Genomic DNA, 25987 nt, shown 5'->3' on the forward strand with positions numbered 1-25987 from the left:
CACGGGCACGCTGTTTTGTGACATGGGCCGGGCGATGTCACAGAACTACCGGGCTGTCTCGTCCCGAGGGAGACGCACTCTCTCGAACAGGAGCTTGACGATGAACGAGCACAAGGTGGCACTCGTCACCGGCGCGAACAAAGGGATCGGTCGCGCCACGGCCGAACAGCTGGCCTCGCTGGGCATGACCGTCCTTGTCGGCGCCAGGGACGCGCGGCGCGGTGAGGAGGCCGCCGCGGCGGTGCGTGCGGCCGGCGGTGACGCCCACGCGGTCATCCTCGACGTGACCGACCCGGCGGTCGTCCAAGCGGCCGCGAAGCAGGTGGAGGAGCGCTTCGGCCATCTGGACGTCCTGGTCAACAACGCCGCCATCACCGGCTCCGGCCAGGTCTCGCCCCACGAGGCCCTTGACCAGGTCCCGAGCTCCGTCGACCTGGACATGGTCCGGGCGGTGTTCGAGACCAACGTCTTCGGGGTGATCACCGTGACCAACGCCATGCTCCCGCTGCTCCGGCGGTCGCCGGCGCCGCGCATCGTCAACGTCAGCAGTACCGCGGGATCGCTGTCCATCGGCGCCGACCCGGACGGCCCGCTGACAGCGCTGCCGGCGTCGGCCGCGTACTCGCCGTCCAAGGCCACGCTGAACGCGTTGACCGTGCAGTACGCCAACGAGTTGCGGAAGGACGGCGTCCTGGTCAACTCCGCCGACCCCGGCTTCGTGGACACCGAGATCAACAACCACACCGGCTACCTCACCACCGCGCAGGGGGCCGCCGTCGTGGTGCGGCTCGCCACGCTCGCGGCGGACGGACCCACCGGCGGCTTCTTCAACGAGAGCGGGCCGGTGCCCTGGTAACGCCTCCGTAGCAGCAAAGTTGTCCATATCTGTTCATCGGTGTGGATTCGTGAACAGATCGGGCTTAGGGTCGATGTCTGTGACCTACGACCACAGTTATGTCGAAGACTTTGCTCCCGGCGCGGGTGTGCTGCCCCCGCGGGCCCGGCTGGACGACGATTCCGGCCGGGTCTCGCTGGACGGGGACTGGAGGTTCCGGCTGTCGCCGAGCCTGGCTGAGGCGCCGGACGACCTGAAGGACCCCGATACCTCGTCGTGGGACACGATCAGCGTGCCGGGGCACTGGCAGTTGAGCGGGTACGGCGCTCCGGCGTACACGAACATCGACTACCCGTTCCCGGTGGACCCGCCGTACGTGCCGAGCGGCAACCCGACCGGGGACTACGTCCGCACCGTCACGATCCCGGCGGACTGGGACGGCAGCCGGGTGGTCCTGCGGTTCGAAGGCGTCGACTCGCGGTTCGCGGTGTTCGTCGACGGGAACCCGGTCGGCTGGTCGTCGGGGTCGCGGTTGCCGAGTGAGTTCGAGCTGACCGATCTCGTTGCCCCAGGCAAGGAGATCAAGGTCGCCGTCCGGGTGCACCAGTGGTCGGCGGGCAGCTATGTCGAGGACCAGGACATGTGGTGGCTGTCCGGGATCTTCCGCGAGGTGAACCTGCTCGCGCTCAAGCCGGCCGCGCCGACCGACGTGTTCGTGCACGCCACGTACTCCGAGGGGTCCGGCTCGCTCAAGGTCGACTCGGACGTGCCGGGCACCGTCGTCGTGGCAGAACTGGGCCTGGAGTTCCCGACCGGCTTCGAGGTTCCCGTCGCGGCGGTGGAGCCCTGGAGCGCGGAAAGCCCCCGCCTGTACGACGCCGTAGTACGGGCCGAAGGTGGTGACGTCCGGCTGCGGATCGGTTTCCGGACCGTGGCGATCGTCGACGGCGTGCTCACGGTGAACGGCAACCGGGTGCTCTTCAACGGTGTCAACCGGCACGAGTTCCACCCCGACCGCGGCCGCGCGCTGACCGAGCAGGACATGCTGGACGACGTCCTGATCATGAAGCGGGCCGGCATCAACGCGGTCCGTACCAGTCACTACCCGCCGCACCCGCACTTCCTCGACCTGTGCGACGAGTACGGCCTGTACGTCGTGGACGAGTGCGACCTGGAGACCCACGGGTTCGGCTACGAGCCGGAGCCGCCGAAGCTGCCGAACCCGGTGATGGATCCGCGCTGGCGCGACGACCTGGTACTGCGGATGCGCCGGATGGTCGAGCGGGACAAGAACCACCCGAGCATCGTCATCTGGTCGCTCGGCAACGAGTGCGGGATGGGCGAGAACCTGCGCGCGATGTACGAGTTCGCGCACGACCGGGACCCGTCGCGGCCGGTGCACTACGAGCGGGACACCGAGGCGGAGTTCGTCGACGTGTACTCGCAGATGTACACCTCGCCGGAGGACGTCGCGAAGATCGGCGCGGACCCGGCGTCGTACCGGGGGCTGCCGTTCATCCTGTGCGAGTACGGGCACGCGATGGGCAACGGGCCGGGCGGGCTGTCCGACTACCACGCGCTGTTCGAGCAGTACCCGCGCTGCCAGGGCGGGTTCATCTGGGAGTTCATCGACCACGGCCTGCGGACCTCGGTGGACGGCAACGAGTTCTACGCGTACGGCGGGGACTTCGGCGAGGAGATCCACGACGGCAACTTCGTCTGCGACGGCCTGCTGTTCCCGGACCGTACGCCGTCGCCCGGCATGCTCGAGTACATCAAGGTGATCGAGCCGCTGGTGATCACGGCCGACGGCAACGGCGGCATCAGCATCACCAACCGGTACGAGGTGCTCGACACGAGCCACCTCACCTTCCAGTCCGTCACCGAGGTCGCGGGAGAGGTGGTCGGCAGTGGGAACCTGCCGGTGCCCTCGATCGCCCCGGGCGAGACCGCGACCCTAGTACTGCCGCCAGGCATTGTTAAGCAGCAGGACGCGAATCAGCCCGAGACCTGGTTGACCGTCACGGCGGAGCTGACCGAGGCGACCACCTGGGCCGAGGCGGGCCACCGGATCGCGTGGGGCCAGGTGCGGCTCGACGTACCGGCGGCAGACCAGGCGCGGCACGCAGGCAGCACCTCAGAGGCTGAGGGCGCCAGCGGAGAGGCTCGGCACGCCAGGGCCGAGGCAGTCGGAGAGGGCGGCACAGCCACCGCCGCCGGCATCAGCCTGGGCGAGCTGCCGATCCGCAACCTGCGCCTGGACGTCTGGCGTGCCCAGACGGACAACGACGCGATCCCGGGCGTGACAGACGCTTGGCGAGAGGCCGGCCTGCACCGAGTGCAGCACCGGGTGGTCTCGGAGGGCGTCAAGGACGGCGCCTGGGAGGTAGTCACCCGTACTGCGCCGCCCGCGCTGCAGTGGGGTCTAGTGGCCACCTGGCGCTTCACCCACGTCGCAGAGGGCTCGCTCGGCCTGGATCTCTCCATCGAGCCTGAAGGCCAGTTCCCGGCGACCCTGCCGCGACTGGGCATCACCTTCGAGCTGCCGCGGGTCGACACGGTCGAGTGGTTCGGTACCGGACCCAGCGAGGCATACGTCGACACCCGCGCCGCCGCTGCCGTCGGCAAGTACTCCGCGACCGTCGACGAGCTCCAGACGCCGTACGTGCGCCCCCAGGAGAACGGTCACCACCTCGACACCCGCTGGGCAGTCGTCGGCCCCCTCCGCATCGAGGCGACTCCGACCCTGTTCGGCCTGACCGTCCGCAACTGGACCACCTCAGCCCTGGAGTCCGCCAAGCACGCCCCTGACCTGGTCGCCACCGACACGACGTACGTCACCGTCGACCTCGCCCAGGCCGGCATCGGCTCCAACTCCTGCGGCCCGGCCCTACCTGACAAGTACAAGCTCCCAACGGCCCCAGCCACGCTGTCGGTGAAATTCAGCAGGTAGAACCCAGCGACACCCGCGAGGCGGCATTTACGCTTTAGCACAACCTTTTCGAGCTCGTAGCCGTCAGGTAGTGCATGACATCCTTGCCTGTTGCCCTCCGTCGATGACGGAGTTTCCCGGCTCTCCCGCGATCGGGCGTTACGACGTCCGGTCCGGGATGGCCAGGGCACTGTTACCGATCTGCGCGGCCATCATGGCGCTGCACGTCGTGTCCGTCGCGGTGCTCAGCCTCGTCCGGCCGGGTCACGGCGTCCTGGTCGAAGTCATGGCACTGCTGAACGCCGCACAGGAGCGCTCGCTGGCGAGTTGGTGGACCTCGACGCTGCTGGCGGCCTGCTGCCTGGCGGCCGTTGCCGCCGCCAGGCTGGCCGATGGCGGCTCCGTCACCGGCTCTGTCACTGGCTCTGTCACCGGCCGGGCCGGGCGGTCCTGGCTGGTGCTGGCCGTCGTCTTCGCGCTGCTCTCTCTCGACGAGGTCGTCTCGTTGCACGAACGCGGCGCCAAGTTCACCGCCGCCGTGGTCGACAACGGCTCGCTGCTGGGGCGCCTGGGGTGGACGATCCCGGCCGCCGCGGTCCTGGTGCTGTCGCTCCTCGTGCTGGTTCCCGCGTTCCGGGCCATCCCCGCCCGGCCCCGCGTCGTCATCCTGGCCGGCCTCGCCACGTCGATCGCGGGAGCGCTGGGCATGGAGGTCGTGAACGTCCTGCTCACCAGGGCGGGCGCCCGGTACCTGTGGCGGCACCTGGCGATGGCCGTCGAGGAGACGGCGGAGATGGTCGGCGTGGTGATCGTCCTGCTCGGCGTCCTGACCGCCGTGCGGGTGCGCTGGGCCGAGCGCCAGTTGACCGTGAACTACGACGCCGGGCGCTGACCCGGCCGACAGACGCTGACCCGCCGGCGAACGCCGTCGAAGTCACGGTCCGCGTCCGGGTTGTCCACGCACCCGACTAGGCTTCGTGTCGTGCCGGAGGTGTATGACCCGCTGACTGATCCTGCACCGGCGCACGATCTGCGCGCGGTGTTGCGCATCCGGGCGTTTCGGCGGCTGTGGATCGCGTTCGGGCTGTCCAGTCTCGGGGACTGGATCGGGCTGCTGGCGCTGACCGCGATGGCCAAGTCCTTCGCGGGGGACGACTACCAGGCGGCCAACTTCGCGATCGGCGGGGTGCTGTTCCTGCGGGTGCTGCCGGCGCTGGTGATGGGCCCGGTGGCCGGCTGGGTCGCGGACCGGCTGGACCGGCGCTGGACGATGATCCTCGGCGACCTGATCCGGGCCGCCTTCTTCGTCAGCATCCCGATCGTCGGCACCCTGACCTGGGTGCTGGTGGCCACCGTGCTGATCGAGATCGTCAGCCTCATCTGGGGGCCGGCGAAGGACGCCAGTGTGCCCAACCTGGTCCCGCGGCACCGCCTCGAGGCGGCGAACCAGCTCAGCCTCGTCACGACGTACGGGAGTGCGCTGCCGGCCGCCGTCATCTTCACCGCGATCACGCTGGCGGCCCGCGGCCTCGGCGACTTCGCCATCGACCTGGCGGTCTACGTGAACGCCGCCACCTTCTTCATCTCCGGCCTGGCGATCGTGTCGGTGTCCGAGATCGGCCGGGCCGGCGGCCACGAGCACGAGGAACACCCGACCCTGTGGCGCACCATGGTCGAAGGCTGGTCCTACGTCACCGGTACTCCGGTCGTCCGCGGCCTGGTGGTCGGCATCTCCGGCGCGTTCGCGGCCGGTGCGGTCGTGATCGGGCTCGGCCGGACCTACGTGGAGGACCTGGACGCGGGCGACCCGGGGTACGGCGTGCTGTTCGGCGCCGTTTTCGCGGGTCTGGCGCTCGGGATGGGGTTCGCGCCCCGGCTGTTCTCCGGGCTGTCGCGGCGCAGGTTGTTCAGCGCAGGGCTGGTCGGTTCGGGGATCGGGCTGGCAGGGCTCGCGCTGATCCAGCAGATCGAGATCGCCACGATGATCGCGGTCGTGCTCGGCTTCTGCGCCGGCGCCTCCTGGGTCTCGGGATACACGCTGCTCGGGCTGGAGGTGCCGGACAACGTCCGCGGCCGGACGTTCGCGTTCGTGCAGTCCGCGGTCCGGACCGTGCTCGCGGTGACCCTGGCGGTGGCGCCGTTCGTGGCCGGGGCGATCGGCCGGCGCACCCTGTCGGTGGGCGACCGGTCCATCACCTACAACGGTGCCGCGATGACGATGCTGATCGCGGCCGTCCTGGCCGGCGTGATCGGGCTGATCGCCTGGCGGCAGATGGACGACCGGCCGGGCGTGCCGTTCTGGCGTGACCTGCGCCGCAGCTTCGGCAAGACTCCGGGTGTGTATCCGACCACCGGCCTGTTCATCGCGCTCGAAGGCGGCGAGGGAGCGGGCAAGTCGACCCAGTCGGCGTTGCTGATCAGTTGGCTGAAGGAGCAGGGCCAGCAGGTGCTGCTCACCCGCGAGCCGGGCGCGACCGATCTCGGCAAGACGCTGCGCCAGATCGTGCTCGACCCGGCGACCGGCGACATCTCGCACCGCGCCGAGGCGCTGCTGTACGCGGCGGACAAGGCCGAGCACGTGGACTCGGTGATCAAGCCCGCGCTGAAGTCCGGCACCGTCGTGATCACCGACCGGTATGTCGACTCCGCGCTGGCCTACCAGGGGTCGGGCCGGGATCTGGACCTCGACGACGTCGAGCGGGTGAATCGCTGGGCCACGGACGACCTGCGGCCGAATCTGACGATTCTGCTGGATCTGCCGCCTAAGCGTGGGCTCGGCCGGTTCGAGGAGCGGGACCGGATCGAGGCGCAGTCGGCGGACTTCCATGAGCGCGTCCGGACCGCGTTCTTGGAGTTGGCCGCCGCTGAGCCGCAGCACTATCTGGTGCTCGACGCGACGCAGGACCGCGAGGTGATCGCGGCGCAGATCCAGGCCCGCTTGCTGCCGATGTTGCCGAAGGTGGGGTAGGACGTGTCTGTTTGGGACGACCTGGTCGGGCAGGAGCCGGCGGTCGCAGTATTGCGGAGGGCTGTGGCCGGCGCGTCTGCACGGCTGAGAGGTGAGAGCGGCGCGGCGACAGCCGGGATGACGCATGCCTGGTTGATCACTGGTCCGCCCGGGTCGGGGCGGTCGAACGCGGGCCGGGCGTTCGCAGCCGCTCTGGAATGTCTCAACGACGGCTGTGGCGAGTGCGCCGTCTGTCGTACTGCGCTGAACGGGGCGCACCCGGATGTTTCGCTGATCCGCACCGAGTTGCTGTCGATCCGGGTGGGGGAGATCCGGGAGTTGGTTCGCCGGGCCGCGATGAGCCCGACGCAGGGGCGTTGGCAGGTGATGGTCGTCGAGGACGCGGATCGCCTCACCGAGCAGGCCGCGGACGCGCTGCTGAAGAGCATCGAGGAGCCCGCTCCCCGGACGGTGTGGGTGTTGTGCGCGCCGACGGTCGAGGACGTCGTGCCGACGATCCGCTCCCGCTGCCGCCTGCTCGTACTGCGTACGCCGCCGGTGGCTGCGGTCGCGGAGATGCTGACCGTCAAGGCTGGGGTTGAGCCGGAGTTGGCGGGCTTCGCGGCGCGGGCCGCTCAGGGGCATATCGGCCGGGCCAAGGCGCTTGCTCGGGACGAGCAGGTCCGCAGCCGTCGTACGAGGGTGCTGGAGGTTCCGTTCGAGTTGCGGGATATCGGCGCTTGCCTGAACGCGGCGCAGCGACTTGTCGACGCGGCGAAGGAAGAAGCCAAGGCCAGCGCGGCGCAGGTCGACGAGCGGGAGCGGACCGAGCTCGAGCAGGCGCTCGGGGTGGGCACGAAAGGCGCCAAACCACGCGAGGCTGCCGCAGCGGTGAAGGATCTCGAGGAGCAGCAGAAGGCCCGCGCCAAACGCTGGGAACGTGACGTGCTCGACCGGTCGCTGGTCGATTTGATGGCGCTCTACCGCGATGTTCTGGTTCTCCAGACCGCCCCCGGTACCGAGTTGATCAACGCCGAACTCCACCAGGACCTCGCGCAGTTGGCGACCCGCACCACCCCCGAACAAACCATCCGCCGAATCGACGCCCTGGCCGGCTGCCGAGAGGCCATCGAAACCAACGTCGCCCCCCTCCTGGCCCTGGAAGCCCTGACAATCGCCCTCTTCGAAGGCTGAACCAGTCACCCACCCGCCCCGTGGTGAGGGTCAACGGGTGAGATTGGTGTCTGTGGAGCGGACGCGGGTGTAACGCGGGGGTGGGTCTGGCCGATGTCTGGGTGCTAGGGCGCGCCGGCCGGCGCGGAGAGTTCGAAGGATGTCTGTTGACCCAACCGCCGCTGCCGATCCAGCCTGCGCGGACTCCGCTCCCGTCGGCTGAGTCCTGGTTGGAGGGTGTACCGACGCCTGCGGAACGTCGGCTGGATCGCTATGCCGTGGCGGCGTTCGTCGTGAGTCTCCCGGGCCTGGTGCCGTTCGCCGCGGTGCTGGCGCTGGTCGCGTTCCCGCGGATCCGCAAGTCCGGCGCCCGCGGTCGCGGGCTGGCGATCGGTGCGCTGGCGATCAGTTGCTGCTGGGTGATCGCGATCGGCGTCGCCGCCGCCCTCGGCCTGTACGGCGAACGCAAGGCCGGCATCGGCCGGACGGTCGCGATCGCCGAGGTGCACGTCCAGCAGTGCTTCGACGCGGACCTGAATGTCGCCACCCTGCGTGTGGTCCGGATCGCCGACTGTGCCGTTCCCCACACCGGCGAGGCCTACGCGAAGGTCAGGGCGACCTTGACCGGGCTGACCGCCGAGCAGACCAGCACTGTCGCCACCCAGCAGTGCGCGACCGCCTTCCAGGCCTTCGTCGGCAAGGCATACGAGAGGTCCGAACTGGACATGTACTACGTCGTCCTGGAAGATCATGCTGTTGCTGATGGCAACGTGCTGTGCATGGTCGGCACGCCCCGCGAGAAGTTGTCCGGTTCCATGCGCGGATCTCAGCGCTAGCGTCCGGGGGAGACCAGCTGTGAGTTACCCGCCACTACCGCCGGGAGCGGACCCGAATCGGCCGCAGGACACGCCTCGGGCTTTCCCGAACTACGGCCGCCCGGAGCAACCACCGCCGCCGTACCAGCAACCGCCCCAGCAGCAGAACCCGTACCAGCAGAACCCGTGCAGCCAGCAACAGGCGCCGTACGGGCAGCAACAGAACCCGTACCAGCCGCCGCCGCAGCCGCAGTATCAGGCGCCGCCGCAGCCCCCGGTCTATCCGCCGCCGCAGGCGCAGTTCGGGTATGGCTACGGCTACCCGGGCGACTCGTACAACAAGACGAACGGTCTGGCGACCGCGGCGCTCGTCACCGGCCTGGCCGGCATCCTGTTCGCGATCACCGCGCCCGTGGCGGTCGGCCTCGGTATCGCCGCGCTCGTCCAGATCAAGCGGCGCAAGGAGGGCGGCGCCGGGCAGGCGATCGCCGGTCTGGTCGTCGGTGGGGTCGTCACGCTCGCCTGGGCCGGGTTCATCGCGCTCGGGGTGATCGTCGGTCTCAACTCCGATGACTACCAGAGCGAACCGCCGCCGACGTACTCGAACACGACGTACGTCGACGAACTCGCCGTCGGGGAATGCTTCGACGACGCCGGCGAAGAGGACGAGGTACTGCGCCGCCCGTGCTCGGTGCCGCACGACGGGGAACTGGTCTCCAACGTCACCCTGCCGTCCGGCCCGTACCCGGGCGATCGCAAGACGGAGGACACCGCGAGGGCCCGGTGCGACGCCGAATTCGGCAAGTACATCGGCAACACCGTGGGCAAGTCCGAGCTCAGATCCAGCTACTGGTACCCCGACGAGGACTACTGGTCCCGAGGCGATCGACTGGTCGTCTGCGCGGCGTACGGGCCCAGGAATGAGCCGCTCACCGGCACAGTCAAGGACTCCAAGCGCTAGTCGGCACGCAGAGGGTATGCCCTAGTCTGGCCGCGTGGGCATGGTGATGGCGGTGTCGTTCGAGCGCTACGGGCGGCTCTACTACCTGGACCCCGGCCCGCACAGACCGCGGGTCGGGGACAAAGTGCTGGTCCCGACCGATGACGGTCCGGAGGTCGCCGAATGCGTCTGGGCGCCGCAGTACGTCACCGAGGAGATCGGTGGGCTGCCGCTGTGTGAGGGCGTCGCGACCGCGGCCGATCTGCAGCGGGACGAGCAGAACCGGCAGCGCCGGGCCGACGCGCGGCTGACCGCCAAGCGGCTGATCCGTGAGCACGGGCTGCCGATGAAGGTGGTCGGCATCGACTTCGTGGACCGCCGGCCGGACGTCGACCAGTTGGTGATCATCTACTTCTCCGCGCCGCATCGGGTGGATTTCCGTGAACTGGTCCGGGATCTCGCCCGCGGGCTGCGCGCCCGGATCGAACTGCGGCAGGTGGGCGCGCGGGACGAGGCGCGGTTGCAGGGCGGGATCGGGCCGTGCGGGCGGGATCTGTGCTGCGCGACGTTCTTGAAGGACTTCGAGCCGGTGTCGGTCCGGATGGCGAAGGATCAGGATCTGCCGCTCAATCCGCTGAAGATCTCCGGCGCGTGTGGACGGCTGATGTGCTGCCTGAAGTACGAGCACCCGCTGTATCAGGAGTTCAACGCGAAGGCCCCGGCGACCGGTACTGCGGTCGAGACGCCGGCGGGTGATGGGGTCGTCGTCGGACACAACGTTCCGAGCGACACCGTCGTAGTCCGCCTCGCCGCCTCGGGTCGCCGCTGCGCCTGCAGCCGAGCAGACGTCTGCTCGCCCCGCCAGCAGTACGAGGCCTCCGACACCACCACCCCGGACGCTCCTCTCCCCGAGTCCCTCGCCGAGCCCCAACTCCGCGAAGAACTAGACCAGGCGAGAAGGGCGGAGTCAGTCCCGCCCGAGCCGCCGACCTCCGCCCGCGCGGCAGGACCCGCAACTGGCGATCCGGCGCAGCAAAACCGGCAAGGTGCGCAGTCGGCAGCTGAGTCGACTGCGCTGCCGGAGGCAGCGGCACCGGAAGCTGCTGAGCAGGCGGAGCCCGCAGGCCGCCCACGGCGGAAGCCGCGGCGGCGCCGACGCCTCAGCCACGCCGCGAGCGACGACCCGGCCTCGGCCGTAGGCGAGGCGGCCGAAGGCGCCCCCGCGGAAGCTGCCGTGAGTGAGGGTGCGCAAAGCACCGCCTCGGGTGAAGGTGCGCCAGGGAATGCCGGGGGGCAGGACAGCGGAGTACCGGACGACAGCACGGGAGACGGTTCGTAGTGAAGATTCGCAAGGCGGCCGTGGTGCTGGTTGGGGTGGCGGTGCTGGTCAGTTCGTGTGGGGTGGCCAGTCGGGCGCAGGATGCTGATGGGTCAGGCGCGACGCAGCCGAGTGCCGGTGGCACCAAGGGGCCGGCCGGGCCGGTGCCGGCGGGGCTGGAGAAGTTCTACCAGCAGCAGCCGGACTGGGAGCGGTGTGGCTCAGGGCAGATGTGCACCACCATCACCGTCCCGCTGGACTACGACCAGCCGACCGGCAAGACGATCGAATTGCGCGCCCGCAAGGTCCCGGCCCGGGACCGGACCGGCAAGATCGGCACGCTGTTCATCAACCCGGGCGGGCCGGGTGCCTCCGGTCAGAAGTACGCGGCGGCGGCCGCGTTCGCGCTCGGTGCGCCGTTGCTGCGGAAGTTCGACGTGATCGGCTGGGATCCGCGCGGTGTCGGCGACTCGACACCGGTGCGCTGCCTCGACACCGAGCAGATGGACACGTTCATCGCCACCGACGGCAGCCCGGACGACGACGCGGAGATCACCGAGCTGAACGCCGTCGCCAAGAGCATGGCGGACGGCTGCGAGCAGCGTTCCGGCGATCTGCTGGCGCATGTCTCCACCAAGGACGCGGCCCGCGACATCGACGTACTGCGGGGAATCGTCGGCGACAGCGAGCTCTACTACCTCGGCAAGTCCTACGGCACCCTGCTCGGCGCGACGTACGCGGAACTGTTTCCCAAGAACGTCGGCCGGCTGGTCCTGGACGGCGCGGTGGATCCCTCGAACACGTCCGAGGAGAACAACATCGCCCAGGCGAAGGGGTTCGACGCCGCGCTGGACGCCTTCGCCGACGACTGCGCCCAGCGGGCCTGCCGGCTGGGCAGCAGCAAGGCCGAGGTGCTCGCCAAGATCGACAAGCTGATCGACGACAGTGACGCGAATCCGCTGCCGGGCGACGGCAAGCGCACCGTCTCGCAGGCGCTGGTCGTGCTCGGCGTGATCTTCCCGCTCTACCTGAAGGACTACTGGCCCCGGCTCGAGGACGCGGTGCTCGACGGGCTGAGCGGGAAGGGTGCCCGGCTGCTCGCGCTGGCCGACGAGTACACCAACCGCACGCCGCGCGGCTACTCGGACAACGCGGGCGAGGCGATCTACGCGGTGAACTGCCTCGACCGTCCCGACATCACCTCGATCGCGCAGGCGAAGGCGGCGGAGCCGAAGTTCACGGCGGAGTCGCCGCGGTTCGGGACGTTCCTGCTCTGGGGCTCGCTCCCGTGCGCGAACTGGCCGGTGAAGCCGACGGACAAGCCGCACGTGATCAAGGCCGCCGGCGCCAAGCCGATCGTGGTGGTCGGAACCACCCGCGACCCGGCGACGCCGTACGACTGGGCCGTCGGGCTGGCCGGGCAACTGGAGAGCGGCGTACTGATCACCCGCGACGGTGACGGCCACACGGGCTACCACGAGGGCAACTCGTGCGTCGATGACGCCGTCGAGGCCTACTTCCTGAAGGGAACCGCGCCCACCAGCGACATCAAGTGCTGATCAGCTGGGCCGATTGTCGTTGGTGCCGGAGAGTTGCAGGGTGTCGGTGGCACGCTCCAGGACGGCGCGGAGGCCCGCCTCGTCCTGAGGCCGGCCGCCGACGGTGATCTCCACCGCGGTGCGCTTGCCGCCGTCCGCCGGGATCCAGCGGGACAGGCCCATTCGCGGGCCGCGGACCTTGTCGACGTAGGTGTAGATGAGGGTGCCGTTGTCGCGGCTGATCACGGTGAGGTCCTGCTCGTCGATGCTCTTGGCGCGGGCCTCGACCTGCTCGTCGGGAGTCTGCTTGCTGCCGCGCGCGTCGAACCGCAACTGCCAGACGCCGGTGGGATCGAGGAACCGCGGCCTGGTCCCCTCCTGCGTGCTCTTCCAGCCCGTCGGCACGTCGGCCGTGACCGGGTCGTCCTCGGAGCCGAAGGTCTGCGAGGTGTACTGCAGCGCATCGGCCTGGAGACCGTCACCGGCACTGGGCGTCGGCGTGGGCTGGCTGTTGGCCACGTTGGGCGAGGCGGCGGGCGCCTCATCGCGGTTGATCGCCAGAACGGTGCCGAAGACGGCAACACCCACGGTCATTCCCGCAAGTGTCGCCAGCAGCGCCTGGTGCCTGGGCGTGAGCATCCCGACCTCGCTTCCAGTTCTCGGTCGCGGTTCGATTATCAGGTACGAAGGGGGCGCGGACGAAACCCGGCGTACGCTGACCCGCTGTGGAGATGGACGAGGCACTGCGCCGGTACGACGCGGGCGAGGCCGGCCGGGCGGATCTCAAGCTGCTGGTGAAGGAGTTGCTGAAGCTGCTGGTGGCGAAGGCGCCCGGGCACGCGGTCGAAGTACGGGTCCCGCCGTACGGCGCGGTCCAGGCGATCGAGGGCCCGCGCCACACCCGCGGTACTCCGGGCGCGGTGATCGAGATGCCCGCCGAGATGTGGATCGACCTGGCGCTGGGCCGAACCACCTGGGCGGAAGCTCGCGCCACCGGCAAGGTCCGCGCGTCGGGTGAACGCACGGACCTCACCGCACTGCTGCCGTTGCTGAAGCTCTGACGACCGCAGGCTGAAAACAGGTTCGTCCTGGGCTGACACCGATGTCACTATGAGCCGGTGGCAACAAGTCTCCGTACCAGGCTGGCGCGGCTGAGGGTCGATCTGACCCCGTGGCGCGGTTCTCGCGACTTCCGGATCCTGGTGATCGCCGGCTCGGTGTTCTTCCTCGGCGGCATGGTCGGTTATGTCGCGCTGCCGTTCCAGCTTTACCAGTTGACCCACTCGAACTTCGCGGTCGGCGCGATGGGCCTGGTGACGATCGTCCCGCTGGTCGTCTTCGGCCTGTACGGCGGCGCGCTGGCCGACCACGTGGATCGCCGGAAGATGCTGATCGGGACCGGGATCGCCCAGGCGCTGATCTGCGCCGTGCTCCTCGGCAACACCCTGCTCGACAACCCGCAGGTGTGGCTCATCTACGTCTGCGGCGGCCTGAACGCGATCGCCTCGTCGCTGCAGCGGCCCAGCCGGGAGGCGTTGTTCCCGCGGGTGGTCCGGCACGAGGAGATGCCCGCCGCGGTGACGCTGAACTCCCTCACGCTGCAGGTCGGCCAGCTCGCCGGACCCGCGCTGGGCGGAGTACTGGTCGGCACCGCCGGAGTGACCTGGGCGTTCGCGGTGGAACTGGCCGGGCTCGTGGTCGCCACCCTGCTCTACTTCCGCCTCAGGTCGTACAAGCCGGCCGAGCATGCCACGCCGCCCAGCCTGCGGGCGATCGGCGAGGGCATCAGCTACGCCTTCCGTCGCCGGGACCTGCTGGGCACCTATGCGGTCGACATGGTCGGGATGTTCCTGGCGATGCCGATCGTGCTGTTCCCGGCGTTCGCGACCGAAGTACTGAAAGAACCGAAGCTGCTCGGGCTGCTCTACAGCGCGGAGGCGATCGGCGCGATGCTCGCCACCCTGACCAGCGGCTGGGCGCGGAGGGTGCACCACCACGGCCGGGCGGTGGTGCTGGCGACCATCATCTGGGGCGCCTCGGTCGGGATCGCCGGGCTGGCGCCGAACATCTGGTTCGCGATCGCCTTCTTCGCCGTCGCGGGCGGCGCGGACATGATCTCCGGCCTGTTCCGCGCGGTGATCTGGAACCAGACCATCCCGGACGAGATGCGCGGCCGGCTCGCGGGCATCGAGATGCTCTCGTACTCGCTGGGCCCGCTCGGCGGCCAGACCCGCTCCGGCCTGGTGGCCGACCTGACCAGCGTCCGTACGTCGATCGTCAGCGGCGGCGTGCTCTGCGTCGTGGGCGTGGTCGGCACCTCCATCTGGCTTCGCGACTTCTGGCGGTACGACGCCCGCACCGACGAGCACGCCGTCCGGGAGCGCGACCTACGCGCCGGAGTACAGCCGATGGCGTAGCGGGGTGCAGCCGACGGCGAAGCTGGGTACTGGCGTTCCGACACGGGGGCACTAGCTGAAGGAGCGCCATGACCACCATCGCTGAGCTGCTCGTGGAATCGCTCGCCGAGCACGGGGTCACCTCGGTCTGGGGTGTCGTCGGCGACGCGCTCAATCCGGTCACCGACGCGATCCGCCGAGAGGACCGGATCGAGTGGATCGGCGTCCGGCACGAGGAGGCGGGAGCCTTCGCCGCCGGCGCCCAGGCCTCGCTGAGCGGCCGGCTCGGCGTCTGCATGGGCACGGTCGGGCCCGGCGCGATCCACCTCCTCAACGGGCTGTACGACGCCGCGAAGTCCCGGGTCCCGGTGCTCGCGATCTGCGGCCAGGTCCCGCGTGAGGAGATCGGCAGCGACTTCTTCCAGGAAGTGGACAACGACGCCTTGTTCGCGGACGTCGCCGTGTTCTCCGAGACCGTCAGCACGGTCGAGCAGGCGCCGGGACTCATCGAGCAGGCCGTGAACGCGGCGCTGGCCGAGCGCGGTGTCGCCGTGCTCTCGATTCCCGGCGATGTCGGCGGACTCGAAGTACCGAAGGGCACCCCGGTGCCGAAGTTCCTCGAGCCCGCGTCGCACACGGTGCCCGATCCGGCCGAGCTCGAACGGGTCGCGGCGGTGCTGAACGCGGCGGAGAACATCACGCTGCTGGTGGGCACGGGCGCCGGGGAGGCAATCGCCGAGGTGCAGCAACTGGCGACCACCCTGGCAGCGCCGGTGGTGCTCACCCTGAAGGCGAAGGAGGGCTTCGAGGAGCGCCTGCCGCAGGAGGTCGGTCAGTCCGGTCTGCTCGGCAACCACGCGACCAAGGTGGCGTTCGACGGCTGCGACGTGCTGTTCCTGGTCGGCACCGACTTCCCGTACCGCGAGTTCCTGCCGGCCGGGAAGACCGTCGTACAGCTGGATCTGCGCGGGGAGCACATCGGGCGGCGGATCGCGGTCGACCACGCCCTCGTCGGGCATGCCCGGCCGACGCTCACGCAACTGCTGCCGTTGCTCCAGCAGAAGACCGGCACGGGCCATCTCGACAAGGCCAGAGAGGTGTACTCCGCCTGGCGGGAGCGGCAGCAGCAGTTCACCGATCCGAAGTTCGACCGGAAACCCAAGGGCCTGCTGCGGCGCAGGGTGGACAACCCGGACGCGCGGATCCGGCCCGAGTTGCTGGCGGCGGCGATCGACCGGCATGCGGCCGACAACGCGGTCTTCACCAGCGACACCGGGATGTCGACGGTCTGGCTGGCCCGGTACCTGCGGATGCGGGGCGACCGGCGGGTGGTCGGGTCGTACAACCTCGGCTCGATGGCGAACGCGATGCCGCAGGCGCTCGGCCTGGCCGCGCTGGACCGGGAGCGGCAGGTGATCGCATTGTGCGGTGACGGTGGCCTGTCGATGCTGCTGGGCGACCTGATCACGGCGGTCTCGTACGAGCTGCCGGTGAAGCTGGTGGTGTTCAACAACGAGCGGCTCGGCATGGTGAAGCTGGAGATGGAGCAGGTCGGGCTGCCGGAGTACGGGACGAAGCTGCAGAACCCGAACTTCGCCGCGGTCGCTACCGCGATGGGTCTGGTGGGGATCCGGGTCACGAAGCCGGATGAGGTCGACAGTGCGGTGCAGCGCGCACTAGCCTCGCCGGGCCCGGTCCTGCTCGACGTACTGACCAATGCCGACGAGGTGGCGCTCCCACCCCAGCCAACCCTCACCCAGGGGTGGGGCTTCGCCATCGCCAAGTCAAAGGAGTTCCTGGAGAGCAGGGAGCACTAGTCTGGGTCACCATGCGTACCCGTTCGGTAGTAGCTCTCATCGGTAGTGCCGCTCTGCTGGCCGGGTGTAGCGGTCCGGCGGGAGAGGATGCGCCGAGCGTGCCGCCGCTGGTATCAGTCAGTACGCCGCCGCCGTCGGAGACCCCGACGCCGACAGAGACCCCGAGCAGCCCGCCCACCGCGAAGGTGGCGGACACCCTGTGCACGCGGGTGAACCAGAACCTGGTGCAGACGACTCTGGCCGCGCCGGTGGTGCAGATCCAGCCGAAGGGCGTGCCTGCGGAGTTCGGCCTGCCCGCGACGTACGACGTCTGCCAGTTGGGTCTCAGTACGAGCCCCAACGGCCCCGTACTGCGGATCGGCGTCTCCGTGCTCCCCGCGACTCCCGCGACGCTGGGGGCAGTGCGGAAGGCGTACGACGCCACCAAGTCGGAGCCGGTCAAGCCTGTGGAGCTCGGGCAGGCCGGTTTCGGTACAAGCAAGTTCGTGGTGTTCCTGCTGGACGGCAAGGTCTACAAGGTCAGCGGACCAGCTGCCACGCTCGCGAAGTACGTAGTCCTGGGGAATGAGGTTCTGCAGCAGGTGCCGGGGTTGCCGGACGCGGCACCACTGATTACCCGCCCGGACTGCGAGCGCGGATCCTCCAAGGCGGACAAGGTGCTCGGCGCGCCTGCCATGGTCCGCCGGGACAGCGAGACCGCGGTCGGCGACCTGGTCTGCGGCTGGGTGACGGCGACCGGCGTGCTCTACACCGGCGTACGGCGGGTCGCCGACGCCGAGGCGGTGATCGCCCCCGTGCGGAAGGCTCCGACCTCGGAGTCGGTCCCGCTGGGTGACGAGGGCTACGTCGACACCGCGACCGGCCGCGGCATCATCCGCGTCGGCACGGACAAGATCGTCGATCTGGTCCCGCTGCCCGCCGGCAAGGCCGACAAGGACGACATGGTCGCGTTCGCTCTCGCGATGTCGCCGCTCTACACCCGCTAGCTGTACTCGGTCAGGACAGCTAGCCGGACCCGGCGATGCGAACGCGTCGCAGCTGGGTTACGGTGACCGCGCCGTGGTGTTCGGGAAGCCGGTGCGATACCGGCGCGGCCCTCGCCACTGTGTTCGGGAAGTCCGCAGGCCGTTCCCTCTGGGAGACCACTGGTCAGTTCTGACTGGGAAGGTCAGGTCGGCGGACGCTGTTCCCGTCAGCCAGGAGACCGGCCACGGCGTGTCACCCGTCCACGAGGTGTTGGAGGCGCGCGTGAAAGCGCTGGCTGCTGCTGTCGTTGTCCTGTCCCTGCTCTCCGGTTGCGGCGGGTCCGCCACCGCCGGTCCGAGCGCTGATGCCGTCACCGTGAAGAACTGCGGCCTCGACGTGACCGTCGACGGCCCGCCGAAGCGGGTGTTCGCGGCGTACCAGCCGGCCATCGAGATGGCGCACGCGCTGGGCATCTCGGACCGCCTGGTCGGTACGGCGTACCTGGACGCGGAGGTGCTGCCGGAGTACGCGGCGGCCCAGCGGGACCCGAAGTATTACCAGAACCTGCCGAGCCGGGAAGAACTGCTCAGCCAGAACCCCGACTTCGTGCTGTCCGGGTTCAACGACGTGTTCAGCGCGAGTGGGAGCGATTCGAGTTTCGGCAGCCGGAAGAGCCTGTCGGACCTGGGCGTGCGGACCTGGATCTTCAGCCCGCTCTGCCCGACCGCGGACGGCAAGGGCGACGAGGCGATCGACCCGGCGACCGTCTCGATGGACAACGTGTACGCCGACCTGCGCGACCTCGGCGAACTCTTCGGTGCCGGGGACAAGGCCGAGGCGGTGATCGCCGACCAGAAGAAGCGGATCGCCGCCGTCGAGGCGAAGGTGAGCAGCGCGGACAAGCCGACCGTGGCGATCCTGCGGCCCGGTCTCGAAGGGGGCGGCGTGACGGTGTCGGGCGGACCCGACTTCGGCACGGTGCTGATCCGGCAGGCCGGCGGGGTGAACGCGTTCGCCGACCTGACCTCGAAGCGCAACGTGAAGATCAGCGTCGAGGAGTTCATCAAGCGCGACCCCGACTACATCCTGATCAGCGGTTGCTGCGACGCCACCCTGACCGAGGCGCAGGTCCAGCCGGAGGTGCGGAAACTGTTGACCAACCCGGCCTACGCGAATCTCAAGGCAGTGCAGAACAAGCACGTCGTCCCGTGGCTGTTCGCGCACCACTCGGCCGGCGTCCGCGGCGCCCACTCGACCGAGTTGATTGCCAAGATCATCCATCCCGACCTGGTCAAGTGAGGTCCGAGCCGGCCCTGTTGCGGTGCGGCGGATCGCGGACGGCCGGGCTGGTCCTGGCCGTCGTCGTACTGCTCGCGGCCTTCCTGCTGTCGCTGCTGGCGGGCAACCAGTGGTTCGGGCCGCATGACGTGTACGTCGCCGCCGCGGACTTCACCGGATCCGACACCGATCGGGTGATCCGCTACCTGCGCTTCCCCCGCACAGCGGCCGGGCTGCTGGCTGGGATCGCGCTGGGGTTGTCGGGCGCCGTGATGCAGGGGATCACCCGCAATCCCCTGGCCGATCCGGGCATCCTCGGCGTCAACGCCGGCGCCGCGCTCGGGGTGGTGGCCGCGATCGGGCTGCTGGGCGTGCGGTCGCTGACCGGCTATGTCTGGTTCGCGATGGGCGGCGCCTTGATCGCGACGATGGTGGTCTACCTGGTCGGCTCGGTCGGCCGAGGTGGTGCCACTCCGGTGAAGCTTGCCCTTGCCGGTGCCGCGCTCTCGGCACTGCTCGGTTCGGTGACCTCGGCGATCACCTTGCTGGATCTGTCCACCCTGAACGAGTTCCGCTTCTGGGTGGTCGGGTCCTTGACCATGGCCACCGGCGGAGTGGTTGCCCAGAGCATTCCTTTCCTTGCCGTCGGCACCCTTCTGGCGCTGGTCCTCGGCCGCTCGCTGAACCAGATCGCTCTCGGCGAGGAACTCGCCTCCACGCTCGGCACCCGGGTCGGAGTGGTCCGCGTCCTGGCCGGCCTCGCGATCGTCCTGCTGGCCGGTACCGCGACCGCGATGGCCGGGCCGATCGCCTTCGTCGGACTCGCCGTGCCGCATGTCGCACGCGCCCTGGTCGGCGCCGACTACCGCGGGATCCTGCCGTGGTCCCTGGTCCTCGCGCCGACGATGCTGCTACTGGCCGACGTGCTCGGCCGGTGGGTGGCACGACCGGACGAGCTTCAGGTCGGCATCATCACCGCGCTGATCGGAGCGCCGCTGTTCATCGCGTTGGTCCGCCGCCGCAAGTTGGCCGAGCTGTGAAGGCGCTGAGAATCGGCCCGTTCTCCACCAGGGTGGACCTGACCGGCGTCGTGGTGACGCTGATCGCTCTGCTAGTCACCTTGGTGATCGCCGCGGTGTCACTGACGATGGGGGACTACGAGATTCCGTTGGCGCAGGTGCTCGACACCCTGGCCGGCAACGGATCCCTGATCATGACGGACGTGGTGGTGAACAACCGGCTGCCGCGGGTGCTGGTGGCGATCGGGGTCGGCCTCGCGTTCGGGATCTCGGGAGCGATCTTCCAGCGGCTCGCGCGCAACCCGCTGGTCAGCCCGGACCTGATCGGGATCAACGCCGGCGCGGCGCTGGCCGCGGTACTGATGATCACTGTGTTCGGCAGTGCGACCGATTGGCTGCCGGCCGGTGCGTTGGCCGGGTCGTTGCTGACAGCGATCACTGTCTATCTGCTGTCCTACCGAAGGGGCGTGGCGGGCTATCGGTTGGTGCTGGTCGGGATCGGGATCACGGCGATGGTCGGCTCGGTCACCACGTACCTGCTCACGCTGGCCGACATCTACACGGCCAAGAGCGCGACGATGTGGCTCGCGGGCAGTCTCGCCGGGCGGGGCTGGCCGCATGTGACCTTGATCGGGGTCAGCGTGCTGGTCCTCGTTCCAGTTGCTCTCGCCTCGTCGCGGCAGTTGCGGTTGCTCGAACTCGGCGACGACCTTGCCCGGACGCTCGCGGGCAGGGTCGAACTGTCGCGTGGCCTGCTGATCGCTGTTGGCGTGGGACTGGCCGCGCTGGCGACCGCTGCTGCCGGGCCGATCGCCTTCGTCGCGTTGGTCGCACCGCAGATCGCCCGGCGACTGGTCGCCGAACGTGTGGCCGGGCTGCTGTCAGCCGGCGCGATCGGGGCGCTGCTGGTGGTCGCGGCCGATCTGCTCGCGCGGGAGATCTTCGCCCCGACCGCGCTGCCGGTCGGGGTGGTCACGGCCTTCGTCGGCGCTCCGTACCTGCTGGTTCTGATGGCCCGCGCGAACCGCGTCGGGCAAGGAGGCTGACATGCCCGTACTGCGTACCGAGAACCTGAGCCTCTCGTACGACGCGACGCCCGTGGTGTCCGGGTTGTCCGTCGAGATCCCGGCCGGGCAGATCACCGTCATCGTCGGCGCCAACGCCTGCGGCAAGTCCACCTTGCTCCGCGGGCTGGCGCGGCTGCTCACTCCGCAGGGCGGCGCGGTCTATCTGGACGAGGTCGACCTGGCCCGGCTGTCCGGTGGTGCGCTGGCGACCAAGCTCGGCATGCTTCCCCAGCAACCGGTCGCGCCGGAGGGGATCACCGTGTCGGACCTGGTCGGGCGCGGGCGGCATCCGCATCAGCGCTGGTTCCGCCAGTGGTCGGAGGACGACGAACGGGTGGTCGCGGCGGCGCTCCAGGCGACGGGCGCGACGGAGTTGGCGGATCGCTCGCTGGACGAGTTGTCCGGTGGTCAGCGGCAGCGGGTGTGGATCGCTCTGGCGCTGGCCCAGGACGCCGAGACGATGCTTCTGGACGAGCCGACGACGTTCCTCGACCTGGCTCACCAATTGGAGATCCTCGACCTGGTCCACGACCTCAACCACGACCGCGGCAAGACCATTGTCCTGGTCCTCCACGACCTCAATCTCGCCGCGCGGTACGCACACCATCTGATCGCGCTGAAGCACGGCAAGGTGGTTGCCGTCGGCACCCCCTCCGAGGTCGTCACCGCCGAGGTGGTCGAGGAGGTCTTCGGCCTGGCCTGTGAGGTCATCACGGACCCGTTGACCGGAACCCCGTTGGTTCTGCCCCGCCCTCGCCGACCTCAGGCTTCGGAGTCGACGCCGGCCGAGCCAACTGGTGGTCGCCGACGCTCAGTTCCGTACTGCCGTCCAGGCTGACCGCGCGGACCTCGAACTGATCACAAGACGGAAATCTATTTCAAGGTCTTCAAGGCGGTGGCGATGGTGGCGATTGCTGTGGTGATTTCGGTGGGAGTGCGGGCGGCGTAGCCGAGGACCAAGCCCGGCGGCTGGGGTTTCTGGGAGTGCCAGGACAGGGGTTGGGTCTTGATGCCTCGTTCCAGTGCTGCCGCCGCCAGGTCCAGGTCGTCGACACCTGACGGGTGGTCGTCGAAGGTGATGGTGAGGTGCAGGCCGGCGGCGGCGCCGTGGACGGTGGCCGTCGGCAGGTGGTTGCTGATGGCATCGATCATGGCGTCGCGCCGGGTCCGGTGCCGCCTGCGGACGTAGCGGAGTTGGCGTTCCAGCTCGCCCGACTCCATCAGTTGCGCGATCACCAGCTGTGGCAGTGCCGCGTTGCCCAGGTCCGCAAGGCGTTTCGCGCCGACCAGAGCCTCCTTGTACTTCGCCGGCGGCAGCATCCAGCCGATCCGCAGGGCGGGGGCGAGTAGTTTTGAGATGCTTCCCGCGTAGATCACCTGCTCGGTCAGCATCGCTCGCAAGGCGGGCACCGGTGGCCGGTCGTAGCGGTGTTCCGCGTCGTAGTCGTCCTCCACGATCAGACCGCCGTCGGCAGCCCATCGCATCAACTCGCGCCGCCGCTCCCCGTCCAGTACTACACCCGTCGGGAACTGGTGTGCGGGAGTCACGAGGACCGCCGGTGCGCCGCTCTCGCGTAAGTCGTCGACGCGGAGTCCGTCGGTGTCGACCGGGATTGGTGGAGTCTCCATTCCCCACAACTGCAGGTGTTGCCGCGATCCGAGCGACCCGGGGTCCTCGACGGCCAGTTCGGTGATGCCGTCCGCCCGGAGCACCTGCGCGATCAGCCCGAGAGCCTGCGAGACGCCTGCCACGATGATGATGTCGGCTGGGTCGGCCTTGATCCCACGGTTGCGCGCCAGCCAGTTCGCGACGGCCAGCCGGAGCGCCGGAGTACCGGCCGGGTCGCCGTAGCCGAATGCCGACGCCGACAAGTCGGTGAGCACGGTCCGCTCAGCCTTCAACCAAGCCGCCCGCGGAAACGCCGCCAGATCAGGCACACCCGGAGTCAGATCGATATCCGCGGGCAGCGCGCGCATCGCATCGAACACCTCCAACCCCGGCCCCGCCACCACCGCTGCAGCCCCACCTGAGGTGGACGCTGGGTGGGGAGCGCCACCCCCGAACGCCAGGCGCTCCGCCCGGCCCAGGGGTGCGGGTGGGATGCCGACTGGGGCGGCTACGACGATCGTGCCGGCTCGGCCTTGGCCTGAGATGTGGCCGTCTTCGGTTAGGCGTTGGTAGGCCTCGGTGACTACGCCGCGGGAGACCTGGAGTTCGGTGGCCAGCTGGCGGGTGGCGGGGAGTCGGGTGCCGAGGGGGAGGCGGCCGTCGGAGATTGCCTCGCGGAGGCGTTCGGCCAGCCAGTGCGACAGGCCGCCTGGCGGCGCTTCCTCGACCCGGAGTTGGAGGAAGTCGGCACCGGCGGATTTGGACCTGCCAATCTTGGACTGATTGGACCTGTTCACTGGTCCATTGTGACGGCACGTTGGAGATATGGGAACTGACTACGTGCACGGCTACACCGCCGCCGAGACCCGCCGGCTGACGGATCAGGCGAGGACGCTGGCGGACCTGCTGCACGCCGGTACGCAGTACGAGGCGGGGGCGCGGGTGCTCGACGTCGGGTGTGGGGTGGGTGCGCAGACCGTGCGACTCGTCACCGGGAGTCCGGGGATCGAGCTCGTGTCCGTCGACATCTCGGAGGATTCGCTCGCTCAGGCGAAGGCTCGGGTGGCCGCCGAAGCCCCGAACGCGCAAGTGGAGTGGCATCTCGGCGACCTCCTCGACCTGCCGTTCGAGGACGGCTCGTTCGACCACCTCTTCGTCTGCTTCGTCCTCGAGCACCTGCCCGAGCCGCAACAGGCGCTGAAGACTCTGCGCCGGCTGATCCGGCCGGGCGGCACGATCACGTTGATCGAAGGCGATTACGGGTCGGCCTTCTTCCATCCCCGCAGCGACGCGGCGCAGGTGCTGATCGACTGTCTTACCGACCTGCAGGCGCTCGCCGGCGGCGACGCGTTGATCGGTCGCCGGGTGCAACCGTTGCTGGCCGCCGCCGGGTACGCCGACGTGCGCGCCTGGCCGTGCACCGTGTACGCCGACGAGACCCTGCCGCACCTGGTCGACGGGTTCACCCGGAAGACCTTCATCGCGATGGTCGAGTCGGTCCGCGAGCGCTCGATCGCCGCCGGCCTGCGGACGCCCGAGCAGTGGCGTGAAGGCATCCGCGACCTCGAACGCGCCGCGGAACCAGGCGGCACCTTCCACTACACCTTCTTCAAGGCGGTCGGGCGGATCCCGGACGGAGCCGAACCATGTGGCTGATCCTGGTCGCCCTCGTCGTGGTGCTCGTGGTCGGCCTGGAGTGGAACCGCCGCCGCCAGCCGAATCCGCGTGACCAGCGCGCCGGGCGGACCGGAGTACAGGACCGCGATCTCGAGCGGGTCCGGGACGAACTGCGGGCCGCGAGTGGTGACGCGCAACGGGATGCGGCTGATTGACCCCGCCTGGTAGACAAGGGACATGTCGGCGACCGAGCAACTCGAGATCGAGACCAAGTACGACGTCGACGAGCAGGCGATGCTGCCCACCCTGCACGAGTTGCCGGGCGTCGCGAGCGTCGCGCAGCCGGTCGAGCTGCAGTTGGAGGCCGTGTACTTCGACACGGCCGCGCTCGATCTCGCCGCGGCCAAAGTGACGCTGCGGCGGCGTACGGGTGGTGAGGACGACGGCTGGCACGTGAAGCTGCCGGTGTCCTCGGGCGAGCGGCTGGAGATCCGGCACCCGCTCGGCGAGGCCGTCCGCGAGGTGCCGATCGACGTGGTCCGCGCGGTCCGCGTGCACGTCCGCGACAGGGAACTCGTCCCGGTGGTGACGCTGGCGACCCGCCGGATCGTCCACCGGTTGCTCGACGCCGACGGTGAGGTTCTCGCCGAGATCAGCGACGACCAGGTCACGGCCACCGTCGACGGCACGACGGAGAGCTGGCGGGAGTGGGAGATTGAACTCGTCAACGGCGAGCGCGAACTCCTCGAATCCGCCGAGCCCGTACTGCGGGCCGCCGGCGCCGCGCCGGCCTCGGGTCCGAGCAAGCTGGCTCGCGCTCTCGGCGACCGGGTGCCTGCGAAGACGAACCGGGAGTTGCCGGAGAAGCCGACCACCGCGGACCTGTTCCGCGCGTACGCCGCGGCGCAGGTGAAGGCGATCCACCAGCGCGACCCCGAAGTACGGCGGGATCTGCCCGACTCGGTCCACAAGATGCGGGTGGCGACGCGCCGGCTCCGGTCGGCGCTGGCCACGTACCGTCCGGTGGTCGATCGCGAGGCGGGCGATCGTCTGCGCGCCGAGCTGAAGTGGCTCGCAGGGGAGCTTGGCGGCGCGCGCGACGCCGAGGTGATGCAGGAGCACTTCCAGACCGCGGTTGGCGCGCAACCCGTCGAGCTGGTGATGGGAGCGGTCGGCGACATCATCGACACCCACCTCCGAAGCGCCTATCAGGCCGGCCGGGTGGATGCGCTGGCCGCGTTGGAGAGCGAGCGGTACTTCCGTCTGCTCGACTCCCTCGACGAATTGCTTGCCGACCCGCCGCTGATCGGCAAGCCGCGCAAGGCCGCGAAGCAACTGCCCAAGCTGCTGAAGCACGACTGGAAGCGGATGCGGAAGGCGGTCGAGCGGATGGAGGCGGCCGAGGACACCGCCACTCAGGACCACGAACTCCACGAGGTTCGCAAGGCATCCAAGCGACTTCGGTACGCCGCGGAGTCGGCTGAGCCTGTTCTCGGCAGTGAGGCCACCGACCTTGCTGCTCGCGCCGAGCAGGTTCAGGAGGTGCTCGGCGACCACCAGGACAGCGTGGTCGCCCGCGATCTCCTTCGGCAGTTGGCTGTCCAGGTCTTCCTCGACGGCGGCAACGCGTTCACCTTCGGCCGTCTGCACGCCGCCGAGGAACAACGCGGCGAAAACTCCCGCCTGGCCTTCCTGGACCTCTGGCCAACCGTCCGCTGAG

22 protein-coding genes and 1 riboswitch are annotated in these 25987 nt (G+C 69.4%); of the genes, 20 read left to right on the top strand and 2 right to left on the bottom strand.

Translation table 11 applies throughout. From position 1 onward, the window contains the following. The first annotated feature begins 100 nt into the window (after window positions 1–100). The 9 genes from ABD255_RS25740 to ABD255_RS25780 all read left to right on the top strand — a co-directional run bounded on the left by ABD255_RS25740 (window position 101) and on the right by ABD255_RS25780 (window position 12519). Window positions 101–856 (top strand): SDR family NAD(P)-dependent oxidoreductase, encoded by a 756-nt coding sequence (locus tag ABD255_RS25740; RefSeq protein WP_344218285.1) that lies wholly within the window; start codon window positions 101–103, stop codon window positions 854–856. Between the two features lie 73 nt (window positions 857–929). Next, entirely contained in the window at window positions 930–3788 is a 2859-nt protein-coding gene (locus ABD255_RS25745; RefSeq protein ID WP_344218287.1) for a glycoside hydrolase family 2 TIM barrel-domain containing protein, read from the top strand. A 103-nt stretch (window positions 3789–3891) separates the two neighbouring features. Then, entirely contained in the window at window positions 3892–4659 is a 768-nt protein-coding gene (locus ABD255_RS25750; RefSeq protein ID WP_344218289.1) for a hypothetical protein, read from the top strand. Between the two features lie 90 nt (window positions 4660–4749). Beyond that, window positions 4750–6735, top strand: a complete 1986-nt coding sequence (gene tmk, locus ABD255_RS25755; protein WP_344218291.1) for a dTMP kinase — start codon at window positions 4750–4752, stop codon at window positions 6733–6735. Window positions 6736–6738: 3 nt separating this feature from the next. Next, on the top strand, window positions 6739–7908 hold the full coding sequence (locus ABD255_RS25760; RefSeq protein ID WP_344218293.1) for a DNA polymerase III subunit delta': 1170 nt from the start codon (window positions 6739–6741) through the stop codon (window positions 7906–7908). A 146-nt stretch (window positions 7909–8054) separates the two neighbouring features. Then, window positions 8055–8723, top strand: a complete 669-nt coding sequence (locus ABD255_RS25765) for a DUF4190 domain-containing protein (RefSeq protein WP_344218295.1) — start codon at window positions 8055–8057, stop codon at window positions 8721–8723. A 19-nt stretch (window positions 8724–8742) separates the two neighbouring features. After that, a complete protein-coding gene (locus tag ABD255_RS25770; RefSeq protein ID WP_344218297.1) occupies window positions 8743–9663 on the top strand; it encodes a DUF4190 domain-containing protein in 921 nt (306 codons plus the stop codon). A gap of 40 nt (window positions 9664–9703) precedes the next feature. Next, window positions 9704–10981: a PSP1 domain-containing protein gene (locus tag ABD255_RS25775; RefSeq protein WP_344218391.1), complete on the top strand. Its 1278-nt coding sequence runs from the start codon at window positions 9704–9706 to the stop codon at window positions 10979–10981. After that, window positions 10981–12519 (top strand): alpha/beta hydrolase, encoded by a 1539-nt coding sequence (locus ABD255_RS25780; RefSeq protein ID WP_344218299.1) that lies wholly within the window; start codon window positions 10981–10983, stop codon window positions 12517–12519. The genes ABD255_RS25775 and ABD255_RS25780 overlap by 1 nt, the downstream gene beginning before the upstream one ends. Here ABD255_RS25780 and ABD255_RS25785 read toward each other — a convergent pair whose 3' ends face one another. Continuing rightward, the gene (locus ABD255_RS25785) at window positions 12520–13137 is read right to left on the bottom strand and encodes a hypothetical protein (protein WP_344218301.1); all 618 of its coding nucleotides are present in this window, start codon (window positions 13135–13137) and stop codon (window positions 12520–12522) included. It abuts the gene before it with no gap. Window positions 13138–13229: 92 nt separating this feature from the next. Between ABD255_RS25785 and ABD255_RS25790 the strand changes: the two genes are divergently transcribed. The 8 genes from ABD255_RS25790 to ABD255_RS25825 all read left to right on the top strand — a co-directional run bounded on the left by ABD255_RS25790 (window position 13230) and on the right by ABD255_RS25825 (window position 21879). Then, on the top strand, window positions 13230–13559 hold the full coding sequence (locus ABD255_RS25790; protein ID WP_344218393.1) for a sterol carrier family protein: 330 nt from the start codon (window positions 13230–13232) through the stop codon (window positions 13557–13559). A gap of 57 nt (window positions 13560–13616) precedes the next feature. Beyond that, on the top strand, window positions 13617–14915 hold the full coding sequence (locus ABD255_RS25795) for an MFS transporter (protein ID WP_344218303.1): 1299 nt from the start codon (window positions 13617–13619) through the stop codon (window positions 14913–14915). Between the two features lie 68 nt (window positions 14916–14983). After that, entirely contained in the window at window positions 14984–16711 is a 1728-nt protein-coding gene (locus ABD255_RS25800; protein ID WP_344218305.1) for a thiamine pyrophosphate-dependent enzyme, read from the top strand. Window positions 16712–16722: 11 nt separating this feature from the next. Further along, window positions 16723–17697 carry a hypothetical protein gene (locus ABD255_RS25805; protein WP_344218307.1) on the top strand — a complete coding sequence of 325 codons (975 nt, stop codon included), beginning with the start codon at window positions 16723–16725 and terminating at the stop codon, window positions 17695–17697. A gap of 57 nt (window positions 17698–17754) precedes the next feature. Beyond that, window positions 17755–17938, top strand: a riboswitch (cobalamin riboswitch). A gap of 21 nt (window positions 17939–17959) precedes the next feature. Further along, window positions 17960–18976 carry an ABC transporter substrate-binding protein gene (locus ABD255_RS25810; protein ID WP_344218309.1) on the top strand — a complete coding sequence of 339 codons (1017 nt, stop codon included), beginning with the start codon at window positions 17960–17962 and terminating at the stop codon, window positions 18974–18976. Continuing rightward, window positions 18973–19995 carry a FecCD family ABC transporter permease gene (locus tag ABD255_RS25815; protein WP_344218311.1) on the top strand — a complete coding sequence of 341 codons (1023 nt, stop codon included), beginning with the start codon at window positions 18973–18975 and terminating at the stop codon, window positions 19993–19995. Before ABD255_RS25810 ends, ABD255_RS25815 begins: the two co-directional genes overlap by 4 nt. Beyond that, window positions 19992–21020, top strand: coding sequence for a FecCD family ABC transporter permease (locus tag ABD255_RS25820; protein WP_344218313.1), 1029 nt, complete (start codon window positions 19992–19994; stop codon window positions 21018–21020). Before ABD255_RS25815 ends, ABD255_RS25820 begins: the two co-directional genes overlap by 4 nt. A gap of 1 nt (window position 21021) precedes the next feature. Next, window positions 21022–21879 (top strand): ABC transporter ATP-binding protein, encoded by an 858-nt coding sequence (locus tag ABD255_RS25825; protein ID WP_344218315.1) that lies wholly within the window; start codon window positions 21022–21024, stop codon window positions 21877–21879. 35 nt (window positions 21880–21914) lie between these two features. Here ABD255_RS25825 and pdxR read toward each other — a convergent pair whose 3' ends face one another. Beyond that, window positions 21915–23447 carry a MocR-like pyridoxine biosynthesis transcription factor PdxR gene (gene pdxR, locus ABD255_RS25830; protein ID WP_344218317.1) on the bottom strand — a complete coding sequence of 511 codons (1533 nt, stop codon included), beginning with the start codon at window positions 23445–23447 and terminating at the stop codon, window positions 21915–21917. A gap of 28 nt (window positions 23448–23475) precedes the next feature. Between pdxR and ABD255_RS25835 the strand changes: the two genes are divergently transcribed. From ABD255_RS25835 to ABD255_RS25845, 3 genes are read left to right on the top strand one after another with little or no spacing between them, the layout of a single operon-like run. Then, a complete protein-coding gene (locus ABD255_RS25835; protein ID WP_344218319.1) occupies window positions 23476–24306 on the top strand; it encodes a methyltransferase domain-containing protein in 831 nt (276 codons plus the stop codon). Further along, complete coding sequence (locus ABD255_RS25840) at window positions 24297–24482, top strand: hypothetical protein (protein WP_344218321.1); 186 nt, start codon at window positions 24297–24299, stop codon at window positions 24480–24482. The genes ABD255_RS25835 and ABD255_RS25840 overlap by 10 nt, the downstream gene beginning before the upstream one ends. A gap of 22 nt (window positions 24483–24504) precedes the next feature. Continuing rightward, window positions 24505–25986, top strand: coding sequence for a CYTH and CHAD domain-containing protein (locus ABD255_RS25845; RefSeq protein WP_344218323.1), 1482 nt, complete (start codon window positions 24505–24507; stop codon window positions 25984–25986). The last annotated feature ends 1 nt before the right edge of the window (window position 25987 follow it).

It is taken from the genome of Kribbella sancticallisti (assembly GCF_039530625.1).
In the GTDB taxonomy this organism is placed as follows: domain Bacteria; phylum Actinomycetota; class Actinomycetes; order Propionibacteriales; family Kribbellaceae; genus Kribbella; species Kribbella sancticallisti.

What these genes read in the sequence shown, in the direction of transcription:
- ABD255_RS25740 (WP_344218285.1), top strand. Translation starts at nt 101, where the DNA reads ATGAACGAGCACAAGGTGGCACTCGTCACCGGCGCGAACAAAGGGATC.
- ABD255_RS25745 (WP_344218287.1), top strand. Translation starts at nt 930, where the DNA reads ATGTCTGTGACCTACGACCACAGTTATGTCGAAGACTTTGCTCCCGGC.
- ABD255_RS25750 (WP_344218289.1), top strand. Translation starts at nt 3,892, where the DNA reads ATGACGGAGTTTCCCGGCTCTCCCGCGATCGGGCGTTACGACGTCCGG.
- ABD255_RS25775 (WP_344218391.1), top strand. Translation starts at nt 9,704, where the DNA reads ATGGTGATGGCGGTGTCGTTCGAGCGCTACGGGCGGCTCTACTACCTG.
- ABD255_RS25785 (WP_344218301.1), bottom strand. Translation starts at nt 13,137, where the DNA reads ATGCTCACGCCCAGGCACCAGGCGCTGCTGGCGACACTTGCGGGAATG.
- ABD255_RS25790 (WP_344218393.1), top strand. Translation starts at nt 13,230, where the DNA reads ATGGACGAGGCACTGCGCCGGTACGACGCGGGCGAGGCCGGCCGGGCG.
- ABD255_RS25800 (WP_344218305.1), top strand. Translation starts at nt 14,984, where the DNA reads ATGACCACCATCGCTGAGCTGCTCGTGGAATCGCTCGCCGAGCACGGG.
- ABD255_RS25805 (WP_344218307.1), top strand. Translation starts at nt 16,723, where the DNA reads ATGCGTACCCGTTCGGTAGTAGCTCTCATCGGTAGTGCCGCTCTGCTG.
- ABD255_RS25825 (WP_344218315.1), top strand. Translation starts at nt 21,022, where the DNA reads ATGCCCGTACTGCGTACCGAGAACCTGAGCCTCTCGTACGACGCGACG.
- ABD255_RS25835 (WP_344218319.1), top strand. Translation starts at nt 23,476, where the DNA reads ATGGGAACTGACTACGTGCACGGCTACACCGCCGCCGAGACCCGCCGG.
- ABD255_RS25840 (WP_344218321.1), top strand. Translation starts at nt 24,297, where the DNA reads ATGTGGCTGATCCTGGTCGCCCTCGTCGTGGTGCTCGTGGTCGGCCTG.
- ABD255_RS25845 (WP_344218323.1), top strand. Translation starts at nt 24,505, where the DNA reads ATGTCGGCGACCGAGCAACTCGAGATCGAGACCAAGTACGACGTCGAC.